Raw genomic sequence first — 14,767 nt, forward strand, 5'->3', positions numbered from 1 at the left:
GTACGCCTGCGACGTCCGGAGTGTGTAGTCAGCCTAATGTCGCCGACGGCAGCTCCTGTTGTCCTGCCACCCTCAAACGCACGCCATCTTGAACTGCGCTTCAATGACATCGGCGAACCGCGTCCGGGTCTGACCGAGCCGGATAAAAGCCATGTGGCGGCAATGCTGGCCCATGCGAAAAGTGTCGATCTGGAGGACACGGTGCTGGTCCACTGCTGGGCCGGTGTCAGCCGATCGCCCGCGGGGGCTTTTATTCTCGCCTGCGCCCGTTCTGAACGGGGAATGGAGCCAATCATTGCCCGTCGGCTCCGTCAGGCTGCGCCCTATGCAACGCCCAATCCACGGATGATCGCACTGGCAGACGCGCTTTTGGATCGCGGTGGAGCAATGATCGAAGCCATTGCCGCTATAGGACGGGGCAGCGAGACGGCATGGGGATCGGCATTTGAGCTGGAATACTGATCCCGAACACGGCCTGCTTTTCCGGCCCTATGAAGAGAATGATCGCGCCGCGTGCCTGGACATATTCGATGGCAATGTCCCACGCTATTTTGACCGTTCGGAACGTGCCGGTTTTACAGAGGATCTTGAACGCTCAGGATCGAGAACGCCCTATTTCGTTCTCATTCAGCACGCGCGGATTATCGGCTGCGGAGGATTGGTTATAAGCTCTGACGGCACACGTTCGGGCTTGTCTTGGGGCATGGTTGATCCTGCCCACCAACGACGCGGAATGGGCGCGGCCTTGCTGCGGTATCGACTGGCCTATCTTCAGACCATGCCTTTGATGCGCGCGGTTGAACTGTCCACCAGCCAACACACGCAGGGCTTCTATCAGAGGTTCGGCTTTGCGGTGGTCGATGTGGTGCGTGACGGTTTCGGCCCGGGTTTGGACCGCGTCGATATGGTGTTGCACCTTTGAAAAAATGCGCCCGCCGATGGGGCGGGCGCATGGTCAGGATCAGCTTGCGCGCGATCGTTTCATTCTGAACCTGCGCATTTTGGGCCATTTGCCCGGTCGATGGCTGTGCACCAGACTGTACAGGGCCGGCAGGACAACCAGCGTCAGTATGGTCGAGGAGACAATGCCACCGATGACCACGGTGGCCAGCGGTCGCTGGACCTCGGCCCCTGCCCCTACGTTTACGGCCATCGGCACAAAGCCAAGGCTGGCGACCAGTGCCGTCATCAACACCGGACGCAGACGCGTCAGGGCACCTTCGCGGATGGCTTCACCCAGCGGGCGGCCTTCCTGAGCCAGTGTGCGGATGAAGCTGAGCATCACCACACCGTTCAGGACAGCCACACCCGACAGGGCGATAAACCCTACGCCAGCCGAGATCGACAGCGGCAGACCGCGCATGGCCAGTGCGGCCACGCCACCGGTCAGCGCCAGAGGCACGCCGGAGAACACGATCACACTGTCACGCCAGGAGCGGAACAGGGCGAAGAGCAGACCGAGGATCAGCAGCAGCACGGCCGGAACCACCAACTGCAACCGTTTGGCCGCAGATATCAGCTGCTCGAACGTGCCACCGTAGGAAACCCAGTAACCTTCCGGCAGCTTCACCTCCCTGTCGACACGTTCGCTGACTTCGTTGACGAACGTTCCAAGGTCCCGATCACGCACATTGGTGGTCACCACGATCCGGCGCTTGCCGTTTTCACGGCTGACCTGATTGGGGCCTTCCTCAAGTGCGATGGTAGCGACTTCGCTGAGGGGGACAAATCCCCTCGGCTGCCCCGCATCACCCGGAAGCGGGATTTGAAGCCGCCCGATCGCATTGGCATCACTGCGCAGGTCTTCAGGTAAACGGACAACCACATCGAACCTGCGGTCGCCGTCAAAGACCTGTCCTGCAACCTCGCCCCCCATAGAGGTGGCGACAACAGCCTGCACATCCGCCACGCTCAGCCCCAGTCGCGCAATGGCGGCGCGGTCAGGCGTGATCTGCAGCACGGGCAGGCCTGTGACCTGCTCGGTCTGCGCTTCGGTCGAGCCGGGCACATCGTTGATGATCTTCTCGATCTGCTGTCCAAGTTCCACCAGCTTGTCGAGATCATCACCGTGAACCTTGACGGCAACGTCGGAACGCACGCCCGACAACAGCTCGTTGAAGCGCATCTGGATGGGCTGCGTGAACTCGTAGTTGCTGCCGGGGATTTCGTTCACGGCAGCTTCGATTTCCGCGACCAGATCGGCCTTGGACTTGCGTGGATTGGGCCACTCCTTGCGGTCTTTCAGCATGATGAAGGTGTCGGCAACAGAGGGTGGCATCGGATCGGTTGCGACCTCTGCCGTCCCCAGTCTGGCGATCACGCGTTTCACCTCGGGGAATTGGGTGATCCGCTTTTCGAGCGCCGACTGCATTTCCAGCGCCTGTGTCAGGCTGGTGCCGGGAATGCGCATGGCGTGCATGGCGATATCGCCTTCGTCCAGGCGCGGAATGAACTCCGAACCCATCCGCGAGGCACCGAACATCGCCAAAACGACCAAGGCCGCGGCCACACCGACGATCGGGTAACGGACCTTGAGCGCGAACTCCAGAACCGGCGTGTAAAGACGGCGTGCGTGACGCATCAGGAAGCTGTCTTTTTCCTGAACCTTGCCTGTGACGAACATGGCCACAGCCGCCGGTACAAACGTCAGCGACAGCACCAATGCCGCCATCAGGGCGATCACCACGGTGATAGCCATCGGGTGGAAGGTTTTGCCCTCGACCCCGCTGAGCGCGAAGATCGGAACGTAGACGAGCGTGATGATCAGAACGCCGAACAGCGAAGGCCGGATAACCTCGCTGGCAGCAGTCGCGGCCAGACTGAACCGCTCGTCGCGGGTCAGAAGGCGCCCATAGCGGTGCTGGGCCTCCGAGAAACGGCGAAGGCAGTTTTCGACAATGATAACCGCCCCGTCCACGATCAGACCGAAGTCCAGAGCGCCAAGGCTCATGAGATTACCCGAAACGCCCACACGCACCATGCCGGTGATGGTCATCATCATGGTGATCGGGATGATGGCCGCCGTGATCAGCGCCGCACGGATATTACCCAGCAGCAGGAACAGGACGACAATAACCAGCAAGGCTCCTTCGACCAGGTTCTTTGAAACCGTCTTGATGGCGCGTTCGACCAGTTTTGTACGGTCATAGACCGGCACGGCCTGAACACCTTCCGGCAGTGCCTTTGCGGCCTGTTCCAGTTGGGCCGCGGCGGCCTTGGCCACGACACTGCTGTTCTGGCCGGCCAGCATCATAACGGTGGCCAGAACGGTTTCTTTGCCGTTTTTGGTCGCCGCCCCCGTGCGCAGCTGCTCGCCCAGCCCGACTTCAGCCACCTCGGCAATCCGGATCGGTACGCCATTACGGGTGGTGACGACGATATTCATCAGATCGTCCGTCGTGCTGGCCTGCCCCGGCACGCGGATCAGCCATTGAGAGCCGAACCGTTCGATATAGCCCGCCCCGACATTGGAGTTGTTACGACGCAGTGCGGTGACCACGTCCTCCATAGTTACGCCATACGCCGACAGCCGTTCGGGTCTGGGGGTGACATGATACTGGCGCTCGAAGCCACCGATGGTGTTGACCTCGGTTACACCCGGCGTGTTGCGCATCTGCGGACGAATGACCCAGTCTTGAAGGGTACGCAGGTCTTCGGGCGTATAGGCTGTGCCGTCCGGCTTGCGCGCACCGGGCTTGGCCTCGATGGTGTAGAGGAAGATTTCACCCAGCCCCGTAGCGATGGGGCCCAGCTCCGGCGATACCTCGTCCGGTAGTTGCTCGCGTGCGATCTGGAGCCTCTCATTGACCAGTTGGCGCGCGCGGTAGATGTCGGTTCCGTCTTCAAACACCGCCGTGACCTGACTGAGCCCATAGCGGGAGATCGAGCGGGTATAGGCCAGCCCCGGAACGCCCGAGATGGCTGTCTCTACGGGAAAGGTAATGCGCTGTTCGGATTCCAGCGGGGAATAGCCCGGCGCGGCCGTGTTGATCTGGATCTGGACGTTCGTGATGTCGGGCGTCGCGTCGATGGGCAGGCGCTGGAAGCTCCATACCCCGATGGACATCGCCAGAAACACCATCGCCAGCACGACCCAGCGGTGACGGATGGACAGAGCGATAATGCGTTCAAGCATAGTTCTGCCTCCGCTTAGTGGTCATGGCTCGCACCGGCCTTTTCAAGGTCGGCACGCAGCACGAAGGAGCCATCGGTGACATATTCCTCACCGGCCTGTAGCCCCTCCAGGATTTCAGCCCATTCCGCGGTCTGGCGACCCAGTTTCACGGGGCGGGCCTCATACTGGTTTCCCTTGCGGACAAAAACGGCGGTCTTGCCTTCATAAGGCTGTAGAGCGCCGATCCTCACCGCCACGGGAGCATTGCCATCGCCCACCGTGACCATGCCGCTCACACCCAGTCCCGGACGCCACACACCGTCTTGATACGGCAGGTTCACACGGGCCGTCAGGGTTTGGCTCATCGCATCATTGGCCGGAAGAATGGCCTGGATGGTCCCCGTGGCCTTGTGGTCACCAGCCAGACTTTGGACCGTGACGGTCTGGCCCGACCTGACACGCTCGGCATCGCGCGGGTAGAGGAAGAACTCGGCCTGGATCCGTGAAGGGTCGCTGATGGTCAGCATGGGAATGCCGCCACCTGTGATGCTGCCAGGATTGACGTTCTTGGCCGTGATCAAACCGGAAATCGGTGCCGTCACCGAATAGGTCTGCAGGCTCTCGCTGGACTCGACGCGCGCGACGACCTGTCCGCGCGATACGCGTTGCCCGACCTGGACGGATACCGTCATGACACGCCCGGGATAGCGGGCATGTACTTCGGCTGAGCCTTCGGGCGCGACCTCGATACGACCGTTCAGCGCCAATTGCTCGCCCAGCGGTGCGGGGCCGGCCGTCTCGACCTTGATGCCCGCATTGCGGGCAACCTGAGGATCGATTGTCGTGCGACCCTCTTCGGCGGTTTCCTGCACGGCAGGCTCGGCATCTTTGGGCTGTTCTGCCGGTTTGCCGTCGCCACAGGCGGCGAGCGCCAAAGCGAGAGCGATGGCGCTGGCACGCAGATAGAGTTCGGTACGCATCATGGGCGTGCCTCCTGATCGAGAACATCACTGTGCGCACCGGTCAGTCGATCCAGTCGGGCGCGGTCATTGTGGAAGGATTGAAGGACGGCCACCTTGCGGGCTTTCAGCTCCAGCAGAGCCGTCTGGGCCGACATGACGTCGTTGTAGGTGAAGCCACCGCGGGCAAAGCCTTCACGCACCAGGATGACGGCGCGTTCGGCTTGCGGCAGGGTTTCTTCCTCGATCCGGCGCGCTTCACTGGCCCGCGAAAGCAGCAGTACCTGCAGCCGTGCGATTTCGCGTTCACGCTCGGTCTTCAGGGCACGTTCGTCGGCCTGCGCCGCATTGCGTTGCGCCAGCGCACGGTCGATGGCGCCCTGGTTACGGTCATAGCGTTGCAGCGGAATGGACGCGCCGATAACAAGGCTCAGATCGTTCTCGCCGGTATAGCGAACACCGGCGCTGACGGTCACGTCCTGCACGGCCTTGGCTTGTTCGACACGGACCTGTGCCGAAGCGATGTCCTGACGGGAGCGGAAGACAATCAGATCTTCCTCGGCCACCTCTCCCGACACATCATTGGCAGAGCTGGTGTCTTCGAATGCACCCGCAGGCAGTTGGAAGTCACCGCGACCGTTCCAGAATTTGGCCAAGGTGATGCGGGCCAAACGGGCGGCCACCTGGGCCTGATCCAGTTCGATCTGGGCCAGTGCCGTCGCAGAGTCCGCGCGCGCCCCTGCAAACAGAGGATCGCGGGCCGCATCCACGCGACGGCGGACCTCGCGTTCGAACTGCTGGGCCAGCGCATAGTTCTGGCGTGCGATTTCAACATTGGCTTCTGCTGCCAAAGCCTCGGCCCATGCCCGCTGGACCTCTTCCATCCGGTCCATCTGGGCCACGCGGGCCTCGGCAACGACCAGATCGCCTTCGCTGCGGGCCAGACGTGTACGCGCTTCGCGGTCGCCGCCCCTTTCCAGTGTCTGCTGGTACGAGACGGTGGCCTCGGAGCGGTTCAGCCACGAGCCCGCACCAATGGTGGGCACATTGTCGATGCTCACACCCAGCGTCGGATTGGGGCGAACATCGGCCTGGCGGATACCGCCCTGTGCCGCGCGGATACGCGCCTGTGTCCCCTCCAGTGCCGGGTCGGCGATGGCGGCCTGATACAGGGCGTCCCTGAGTGTAAGGACGGGTTGAGGGCTGGCTTCGGTCGCCTCTTGGGCATAGGCCCGTTGCGGTATGGTTGAACCAGACCACACAAGCGCGAGAGCGACAGCAGTTATCACTGCGGCACGATCCCACCGTCCGACAAGGTCGGAACGTTCGATTTTCAAGGATAGTCTCCAGAAAGCGCGCACGGCAAAGCCGCGCTAGATCAACGGTTCGTTGTGATCAGACGCTGGTTCTTGGAGGCTGATAGGGGGCGTCCAGCATGGTGCCGGGCGGTACGGCATCATGTGCGGGCGACAGACGCGCCGATACGATGCTCAGGGCCGGTTTGGCGGTGCCGGTGTTGACAATGGCCAGATGGATATCGGTACCGGCGTGGTGGTGGTGATGTCCGGGCGGCGCCTTGTCGGGGCTTTCGCTGTTATCATTCTGCGTTTCCGAGGCGTGCTCGTTTGCATGTTGATGCAGGGAAAGCTCGGCCCGTAGTTCAGGAAACTTTACCGCATCCTCAAACCGGTGCGGTGCATCGAACACGCCATAGGTCTGCGCGGCGATCATTACGATCGCCGCTGCAAGCGCACAGACATAACGGGTCAGGTTCGACAAAAACAACTCCTGGATAGGTCCTATTTAGGAGCAATCCGCGGTTGCGGCAAATGGACATTTTGTCGTTATGCAAATTCGCCTGATTTTCAGTTATATATGGCCTAACCGCATAGCTTGATTGAACTTTTCCGTGCCCGATCCAGTGGTCGCCAGGGCCGAGACGAACCGTTCCCGCCATAGCGCCACATCGGTCTGACGAACCACCTCCATCAGTGATTTCCAATGTCTTTGGCGCTCCTCGAGCGGCATCTCCAGAGCGCGCAAGATCGCATCCGCCAGTTCTTCCCGTGCGAACGGATTGACCAACAGGGCGTCTTTCATCTGTTCGGCCGCGCCGGTGAAACGGGACAGGATCAGTACGCCGGGATCCTCAGGGTCCTGTGCGGCCACATACTCCTTGGCGACCAGATTCATCCCGTCACGAAGCGAGGTAACGAGGGCGACCTTCGAGGCGCGGTAAATGCCAGCCAACTGGTCACGCCGATAGTTACGGTTCAGATAGCGGACAGGCTGCCAATCCATCTCGGCATAGGCTCCGTTCACCCGCCCTGCCAGAGTCGCCAAACGTTCGCGTATGTCCTGATAGGTGTCCACCGTATCGCGCGACAGCGGCGTGACCTGCAGTAGAAACACCCGCTTATGCCATCCCGGATTGTCATGCAGGAACTGGCCGAAACCCGATAGACGCTCTTCCAGACCTTTGGAGTAGTCTAGGCGGTCAACCCCCACCATCATGATCCGTCCTTCGGCGGAACGGGTCATTCGGCCAAGCGTGCGCTGTGCGGTCTCGGACTGGCTGGCCTGCGCAAAGGTCTCGACATCAATGCCGATCGGGAAAACGCCGGATCTATAGATGTGGCCGAATGCCCTCACCCTATCTTCATCGATCCGCTGCCCGTCCTCACGGCTGGCCAGATAGTCGTTGAAGAGGTCGCGCCATTCCTCGGTATGGAAGCCGATCAGGTCATAGGCCGCCATGCTCTGGATCAGCTGGGCATGATGCGGAAGGGTCTCCAGCAGCTGACGCGCGGGCCAGGGCGTATGAAGAAAGAAGCCGATCCGGTTTTTCACGCCCCGTTCGCGCAGGTAATGCGCCAGCGGGATCATATGGTAGTCGTGGATCCAGATGAGGTCATCCGGCTCGAGCATGGGCGCCAGAGCGTCGGCAAACCTTTTGTTGGTTCGCTGATATCCCTCGCTGTACGACCGCTCATAGGCCGTCAGGTCAGTCCGGTGATGGAAAAGCGGCCATAGGGTCCGGTTGGCATAGCCATTGTAGTATTCTTCGACATCCTGCGTCTCCAGAGGCAGGGTGGCGATGGTGACCCCTCCCCGCTCCTCTACGGTGACCTTTCCGTCGAAGTTTTCGATCGTGCCGCCCGACCATCCAAACCAGAAGCCGTCATAGGCACGCAAGGCAGCGGCCAGCGCCATTGCCAGCCCGCCGGCAGAACTGTCAGAGGCATCGCGTGGTGCCTGCACGCGGTTCGACACCACCACCAAACGCGCCATCAAAACCCCCTTTGGTCAGCAACAAATCCGTCCAGCCATTCAGCAACCTGAGAAGGTCCATCCAGAATGTATCTTGCGTGCGTGGGGCCTTGCGGACTGACCCGAACCCCGAAGCCGCCAAGTGCCTCTGCGGCCAGAAAGCCGTCCTCGTCGGTCAGGTCGTCACCCACCATCACAGGCATGCCGTCGGCAAAAGGGGGATGCTCCATAAACAGCCGCAAGGCATCGCCCTTGTTGCGCCCTTTGGCGCGTATCTCTTCGACGCAGTGACCGCTCTGGCGTTTCAGCGAATAAGCCTCCGCCATTCCGGCGGCAAATCTGACGACAGCTTCACGCAGATGGGGCGCGGCCCTGTAATGCAGGCTGAAGGCAGCGCCTTTGTTCTCGATCAGAATCTCCGGATGTAACCGGCGGAAATCCAAAATACGCTCTTCGATGTCTGTCGATTGAGCCAAGGTCTGTTGCTCGGTCGATCCATCCGGAAATCGTACCTCCAGGCCATGAATTCCTGCGACTGCGGCGACGCTTTTTTCGGCAATCCGGTCGATATCATCGATGGTCCGGCCGCTGAGGATCGCAAGCCGTCCATCCAGCGTCTCTCCCAGCCGCTTCAACAGGGCTGTACGCCAGGGCTCGGCCACCACCATATCCGGTTCGGGTTCTATCTTTGCCAGCACCCCGTCCATATCGAGGAATAGACTGACAGGTCGGCTGGAGCTCTTCAGCGTCGGAGCACGCACGGATCCGGATAGTTGCGCCGGAGTATCGATCATAAGCGGTTGTCTGCCTCCATCAGCTCAAAGCTTCAGCCGCGCGTGGTTACGCGGGCAGGCTTTGTGGAAACGCACAACGCCCCGGTTGGTCCCAATATCGGGCATTTAATCGGCCAATGCTGGATATCGGTCACAAAAAAGCCCCGCGCAAGGCGGGGCTTTTCATCGGATCAATTGGGGTTAGCCACCATAGCCGCTGCTGCGGCTATTGCCGAAGCCCCCGCGTGCAACGGTGCGCGAGCCGCTGTTGCCGCTGGCACGTTCATCACGCTGCGGTGCCGGGCGGGTATAGGGGCCGGAAGGGGTCTGAAGGCCGTTACGGCCACGGAATAGTGGCGAAGGCGCTGCACGGGATCCATTGCTCAACATGCGGCCCAGCAGGAAGCCAGCCAGCATCGGCATGAAGATGGATGTTCCGTTGGCTTCTGCACGTTGTTCGCACTGACCTTCGCCAAACTGTTGTTCGCAGTCGGCCTTGGAGTTGAACTTCGGCGTGTTGGCCTTCGCAGCCTCAGCGGCGGCGGCGCACTCTTCGGCAGTGGCCGCACCCGATGCCGTGCATTGCTCGATGCTCTGGAACGGGGTTTCGGCTTGCGTATTCCACTCTGCCTCTGGTGCAGCGGCGACCTGTTGAGGCGGAGAACCACATGCGGCCAGAGTAAAGCTGGCTGTCGCCATCAGGCTGCTGACATGAAGGATGCGCGAACGCTTCATGCGGTGCATGGCACTTTGCGGTTCAGAACTAGGTTTCATAACACCCCTGATGAGTAAGAGCCGATGACTGCCGGACCGTGCCGCAGCGGTTTGTGCTGCCCGCACGTCTGCGAATCCCGTACACCATCTATCACCGATCAGTCTGTAGCCAACTGGGCCTGCTTATGGAACGTCTCCAATTCACTCCCCGCCCCGACTGGCAGGAAAAGGCGAAGGCGGTGGGCTTTACCTGGCACCATGACAATGGCCTGCCCTATTGGGACGAGACGGCTGCCTATGCGTTTTCTCTGGCCGAGATCGAGAACGATATCGAGGCACCGACCGAAGAACTGCATGACATGTGTCTGGATCTTGTCGCGGAAGTCGTCGCTTCCGAGGCGCTTATGGAGCGTGTCGATATACCCGCGCCCATGAGGGATTATGTGGCCAACAGCTGGAGAGCGAACGCAGGCTCCCTGTATGGGCGGTTCGACTTTGCCTATGACGGCAAAGGCCCGGCCAAGATGTATGAATACAATGCCGACACGCCCACCAGTGTCTTTGAAACTGCCGTATTCCAATGGCTGTGGCTGGAAGAGCAGATCGCGTCCGGCGTACTGCCTGCCCATGCCGACCAGTTCAACAGCCTGCATGAAAAACTGGTCTCGCGGTTCGCCAACCTGTTTCCGCCGCTGACGCAGATCCATTTTTCGTCCGATGCCGAGTTCGTCGAAGACCGCCAGACTGTGCTCTTCCTTGAGGACCTCGCCGTTCAGGCAGATCTCAAGCCGCGCTTCGTGGCCATCAATGACATAGGCATCGACAGCAACGGCCTGTTCGTTGATCTGGAAGACCGTTCGATCACCGCCCTGTTCAAGCTGTATCCGTGGGAGGACATGCTGCGTGACGATTGGGCAAAGCACCTGCCGGCCAGCGGCGTTCGCATGCTGGAGCCGGCATGGAAGGCCATCCTTTCCAACAAGGCGATCCTGCCGCTTCTGTGGGAACGCCACCGTGGACACCCCAACCTGCTGGAATCCTATTTCGAGGACGACCCTGCCCGCTCATCGCTGGGGCGCGACTATGCGCGCAAACCCTTCTTCTCGCGCGAAGGGGCGAATGTCGAACTGGTCAAACAGGGGGTGGCCTCCGAAGTGCAGGACGGCGGATACGGACAGGGCCGCCATATCCTGCAGGCCTTGCATTCCGCGCCCCGCTTTGCAGGCAACCATGTGATTATCGGCTCATGGATCGTGGGCGATCACGCCGCAGGCATTGGCATCCGTGAGGATGCGGGGCCTGTGACGCGTAATACCTCGCGCTTCCTGCCCCACTTCATTCGTTGAGCCGCAAGCTTGGCAATAAATTCCAGCACTTTGGAAATTTGGTGCCGCTTGAAGCTTTGCTATTTAGGCGAATGACCAAAAGGTTGCGTAAAGTTCATTAATTTTAGAATTGTTTACGTCTTGCCTAGTTACCAAAACCGGAAATAGCGCCCATTAACAGCGGTGCGTAAAGTCGGGCTTTTAGGCGATGTCTGGATTGTTCAACGGTTTGAAATCGTTACTCGCTGGCGGAGGCAAGGTCTCCCCTGCACCGACACAGTTCATTGAAACCGCCCCTTGGCCACTGGCAAAAATCGACCGGGAAGGCGTGGTGGTATCCACCAATCCGGCGTGGGCAGCAGACAGCCGACTGGCCGATATCCGCCTCATCACGGGGGATGATATCCGGCTGGATGATGCCCGCTGGCTTCGCCCCTCCGTGACGAAGATCGGTGAGGCCGATCACGATGTCCGCGTGTGCAGTCTGGCGGACGTTACGGACCTTGTGTCCCAAGGTGGCAAATCCCAGCCCGACTATTATCGTCGCATGCTTGATGTCTTTCAGGACTGCGTGAAGGTCATCGATCCGTCAGGTCGGCTGTTATATCTCAACAGCGCCGGACGTGAGGTGCTGGGTGTCGAGGACGGTCAGGCTTTGGGGATGCGGTGGGTGGATCTAATACCGCCTGCGGCTGTGCCCAAGGTCGAGCAGGTACTCGAACAGGTACTGGCAGGCGAGACGGCACAGTTCTCCAACCATGCCCAGTTCCCGGATGGTGAAGCCCAGACGTGGGATCATATTCTGACCCCGTACCGCGACCACAATGGCCGCGTGATTGCGGCGCTGTGTGTCTCGCGAAATGTCACGGCCAAACACGACAGTCAGGAAGCCACCCGTCTAAACGAGGAGCGTCTGGCCAAGGCCGCCAAGGCAGCGGGCATGGGCATTTGGGATATCGACCTGTGCACAGACCGCGTCCATTGCAATGACCTTTGGTACGATGTCACGGGCATTCCGCGTGCGGATACCATCACTTCGATGAAGGAATTCATGCGCTACGTGCACGAAGATGACGTGGGGCGCATACTCGCGGATTGGAAGGCACGCGAGGCGGCCTTTGACCAGCAGGACGAATACCGGGCGGAGTTCCGGGTGATAGACAGCGCGGGACAGGTTCGCCACGTTCAGGCGACTGCGGCGATCATCCGCGACCTGGCCGATCACCCGATCAGAGCGATCGGCTTTGTGGCCCGCATGCCCTCGGCCACGGGCTGAAAATAAAGTGTCATGGGCCACACAAGAGGAACGGACCTACTGGCCTGCCGTTGCTCTGGGGTACAACCAACCGGAGTATCCACGATGTCCGATAAAGAACTGACTGTCGCAGAAGCCCAGGAAGCGTTCTGGAAGGCCCTGAAGTCCAGCAATACCGGCATGCTGGGTCTGGATCGACCGGGCTATCTTTCCCAGCCGATGACGGCCTTTCAGGAAGAAAACAGCAGCACCATCTGGTTCTTCACACGTGATGATGTGGAACTGGCCAGGGATGTGGCCGGCGGTGCCGACGCACGCTTCGAATATGGCTCCAAAGATCAGAAGGTCTGGGCATCCCTGCGTGGACGCTTGACGGTCGCGCCGCGCGATCAGGCCATCATCGACCGCCACTGGAACCCGGTTGTGGCTGCCTGGTATCCGGAAGGCAAAGAGGACCCGCACCTGGCCCTGCTGCGCTTTGACGGCGCTGACGGGCGTATCTGGGTATCGGATGGCGGCCTGCTGAAGTTTGCCTTCGAGATCGTCAAGGCGAATGTGACGGGCGAGACGCCGGACAGCGGCGGGGCCGTCAACGTCAACCTGTAAGCATTTGAAGGAATGGTGGGCGGCGAGGGATTCGAACCCCCGACCCTCTCGGTGTAAACGAGATGCTCTGACCAGCTGAGCTAGCCGCCCGATTTCCGCGCTGTCGTCGTGACCGCTGCGGAGCGCCTCTTTGCCCTTGATCGCCTATCCGTTCAAGAGGCTTTTTAATCCTTCCCCAACTCTGAATCGTGCCGTGCGGGATGCGGGTCGCTCTACAGTCTCGCCGGTGCGGGGATTTCGGGCTTTTCCGGCGGCGCGTTCAGCCAGTGAAAAACTTCCGAAACCGACGATACGGACATCCCTGCCCTCGTTCAGGGTCTGTCCAATGTGGTCTGTAAGGGCTTCTAGAGCCAGTTTCGCCTGTTCGCGGGTGATTCCCGCGGACTGGGCCATTCGGCCGATGAGTTCGCTTTTGCTCATGATTCTGGTTTCCCCCTAACAGACAGCCGCTCAAGGCAAGCGATTGCCAATAAACAAAAAATGCGGCCCGGTGATATCCGGGCCGCATTCTTTTTACCTACGATAGCCTAGTGGCTGATCGACGCAGGACCGCTGCCTGCCGGTGCGACCGGCGCGGGTGTAAGCGGTTCTGCCTCTTCATCCCACTCTACAGCCTTCGGCGTGCCCGTCAGGGCCCACTTGAGGGCCTCGTCGGCAGTGGAGATCGGCACGATCTCGAGCGCGGCCTTCACGTTTTCCGGCACGTCCTCGAGGTCCTTTTCGTTCTCCTGCGGGATCAGGACGGTTTTCACGCCCGAACGCAGGGCCGCCAGCAGTTTTTCCTTCAGACCGCCGATGGCCGTCACGCGACCGCGCAGGGTGATCTCGCCGGTCATGGCGATATCCTTGCGGATCGGGATACCGGTCAGGACCGACACCATCGCCACTGTCATGGCGACACCGGCGGACGGACCGTCCTTGGGCGTCGCGCCATCCGGCACGTGAACGTGAATGTCGGTCTTTTCAAAGACCGGCGGCTTCACGCCGATGCTGAGCGCGCGGCTGCGGACATAGGATGCCGCCGCCGAGATCGACTCCTTCATCACGTCCTTCAGGTTGCCGGTCACGGTCATACGGCCGCGGCCCGGCATCTTGAGGGCTTCGATGGTCAGGATGTCGCCGCCGAACTCGGTCCATGCCAGACCGGTGACGATGCCGACCTGATCTTCAGGATCGGTCTCGCCATAGCGGAACTTCTTAACGCCCGCGTATTCGGCCAGCTTGGCTTCATCGACGGTGATGGTCTTGACGCCGGTCTTGGCCATTTCGCGCACGGCCTTACGGGCCAGTCCGCCCAGGGCGCGTTCCAGCGAACGCACACCGGCTTCACGCGTGTAATAGCGGATCAGGTCACGGATGGTCTGTTCGGGGACGATCAGCTCGCCATCCTTCAGGCCGTGGTCTTTCATCTGCTTGGGCAGGACGTGACGCTTGGCGATCTCGACCTTTTCGTCCTCGGTGTAGCCCGAGACACGGATGATCTCCATGCGGTCCAGCAGCGGCTGGGGCATGTTCAGGCTGTTCGCCGTAGTGACGAACATGACCTGCGACAGATCGTAATCGACTTCCAGATAGTGGTCGCCGAAGGTCGAGTTCTGGGCTGGATCCAGCACTTCCAGCAGGGCCGACGACGGGTCACCGCGCCAGTCAGCACCCAGCTTGTCGATCTCGTCCAGCAGAACGAACGCATTGGTCGTCTTGGCCTTCTTCATCGACTGGATGATCTTGCCCGGCATGGAACCGATGTAGGT

General features: G+C 60.6%; 14 protein-coding genes and 1 tRNA gene. 5 read left to right on the forward strand and 10 right to left on the reverse strand.

What is annotated here, in order from left to right:
• The first annotated feature begins 36 nt into the window (after positions 1-36).
• A complete protein-coding gene (locus B3H86_RS10315; RefSeq protein ID WP_292053559.1) occupies positions 37-462 on the forward strand; it encodes a tyrosine phosphatase family protein in 426 nt (141 codons plus the stop codon).
• The gene (locus B3H86_RS10320) at positions 446-922 is read left to right on the forward strand and encodes a GNAT family N-acetyltransferase (protein WP_292053560.1); all 477 of its coding nucleotides are present in this window, start codon (positions 446-448) and stop codon (positions 920-922) included. The genes B3H86_RS10315 and B3H86_RS10320 overlap by 17 nt, the downstream gene beginning before the upstream one ends.
• 39 nt (positions 923-961) lie before the next feature.
• Here B3H86_RS10320 and B3H86_RS10325 read toward each other — a convergent pair whose 3' ends face one another.
• The 7 genes from B3H86_RS10325 to B3H86_RS10355 all read right to left on the reverse strand — a co-directional run bounded on the left by B3H86_RS10325 (position 962) and on the right by B3H86_RS10355 (position 9,890).
• Positions 962-4,135, reverse strand: coding sequence for an efflux RND transporter permease subunit (locus B3H86_RS10325; protein WP_292053562.1), 3,174 nt, complete (start codon positions 4,133-4,135; stop codon positions 962-964).
• Between the two features lie 14 nt (positions 4,136-4,149).
• Positions 4,150-5,097: an efflux RND transporter periplasmic adaptor subunit gene (locus B3H86_RS10330; protein WP_292053564.1), complete on the reverse strand. Its 948-nt coding sequence runs from the start codon at positions 5,095-5,097 to the stop codon at positions 4,150-4,152.
• Positions 5,094-6,410, reverse strand: coding sequence for a TolC family protein (locus tag B3H86_RS10335; RefSeq protein WP_292053565.1), 1,317 nt, complete (start codon positions 6,408-6,410; stop codon positions 5,094-5,096). The genes B3H86_RS10330 and B3H86_RS10335 overlap by 4 nt, the downstream gene beginning before the upstream one ends.
• 58 nt (positions 6,411-6,468) lie before the next feature.
• A complete protein-coding gene (locus B3H86_RS10340; RefSeq protein WP_292053567.1) occupies positions 6,469-6,852 on the reverse strand; it encodes a hypothetical protein in 384 nt (127 codons plus the stop codon).
• Between the two features lie 90 nt (positions 6,853-6,942).
• A complete protein-coding gene (gene otsA, locus B3H86_RS10345) occupies positions 6,943-8,364 on the reverse strand; it encodes an alpha,alpha-trehalose-phosphate synthase (UDP-forming) (RefSeq protein ID WP_292053568.1) in 1,422 nt (473 codons plus the stop codon).
• Entirely contained in the window at positions 8,364-9,137 is a 774-nt protein-coding gene (gene otsB, locus B3H86_RS10350) for a trehalose-phosphatase (protein ID WP_292053570.1), read from the reverse strand. The genes otsA and otsB overlap by 1 nt, the downstream gene beginning before the upstream one ends.
• A gap of 180 nt (positions 9,138-9,317) precedes the next feature.
• The gene (locus tag B3H86_RS10355; RefSeq protein WP_292053571.1) at positions 9,318-9,890 is read right to left on the reverse strand and encodes a DUF1190 domain-containing protein; all 573 of its coding nucleotides are present in this window, start codon (positions 9,888-9,890) and stop codon (positions 9,318-9,320) included.
• A 125-nt stretch (positions 9,891-10,015) separates the two neighbouring features.
• On the opposite strand from B3H86_RS10355, the gene B3H86_RS10360 reads away from it, so the two are divergent.
• The 3 genes from B3H86_RS10360 (at position 10,016) to B3H86_RS10370 (ending at position 13,016) form a co-directional block, all read left to right on the forward strand.
• Positions 10,016-11,176 carry a glutathionylspermidine synthase family protein gene (locus tag B3H86_RS10360; protein ID WP_292053573.1) on the forward strand — a complete coding sequence of 387 codons (1,161 nt, stop codon included), beginning with the start codon at positions 10,016-10,018 and terminating at the stop codon, positions 11,174-11,176.
• A gap of 208 nt (positions 11,177-11,384) precedes the next feature.
• Complete coding sequence (locus B3H86_RS10365; RefSeq protein WP_292053575.1) at positions 11,385-12,431, forward strand: PAS domain-containing protein; 1,047 nt, start codon at positions 11,385-11,387, stop codon at positions 12,429-12,431.
• 84 nt (positions 12,432-12,515) lie between these two features.
• Positions 12,516-13,016, forward strand: coding sequence for a pyridoxamine 5'-phosphate oxidase family protein (locus B3H86_RS10370; RefSeq protein WP_292053576.1), 501 nt, complete (start codon positions 12,516-12,518; stop codon positions 13,014-13,016).
• Between the two features lie 13 nt (positions 13,017-13,029).
• Here the strand turns inward: B3H86_RS10370 and B3H86_RS10375 are convergent.
• The 3 genes from B3H86_RS10375 to B3H86_RS10385 all read right to left on the reverse strand — a co-directional run.
• Positions 13,030-13,106, reverse strand: a tRNA-Val gene (locus B3H86_RS10375).
• Between the two features lie 54 nt (positions 13,107-13,160).
• Entirely contained in the window at positions 13,161-13,439 is a 279-nt protein-coding gene (locus B3H86_RS10380) for an HU family DNA-binding protein (RefSeq protein WP_292053823.1), read from the reverse strand.
• A gap of 104 nt (positions 13,440-13,543) precedes the next feature.
• A partial coding sequence (locus B3H86_RS10385; RefSeq protein WP_292053577.1) for a S16 family serine protease occupies positions 13,544-14,767 on the reverse strand: 1,224 nt, incomplete at its 5' end.

The sequence above is a fragment of the Brevundimonas sp. UBA5866 genome, from assembly GCF_002432125.1.
Taxonomy (GTDB): Bacteria; Pseudomonadota; Alphaproteobacteria; order Caulobacterales; family Caulobacteraceae; genus Brevundimonas.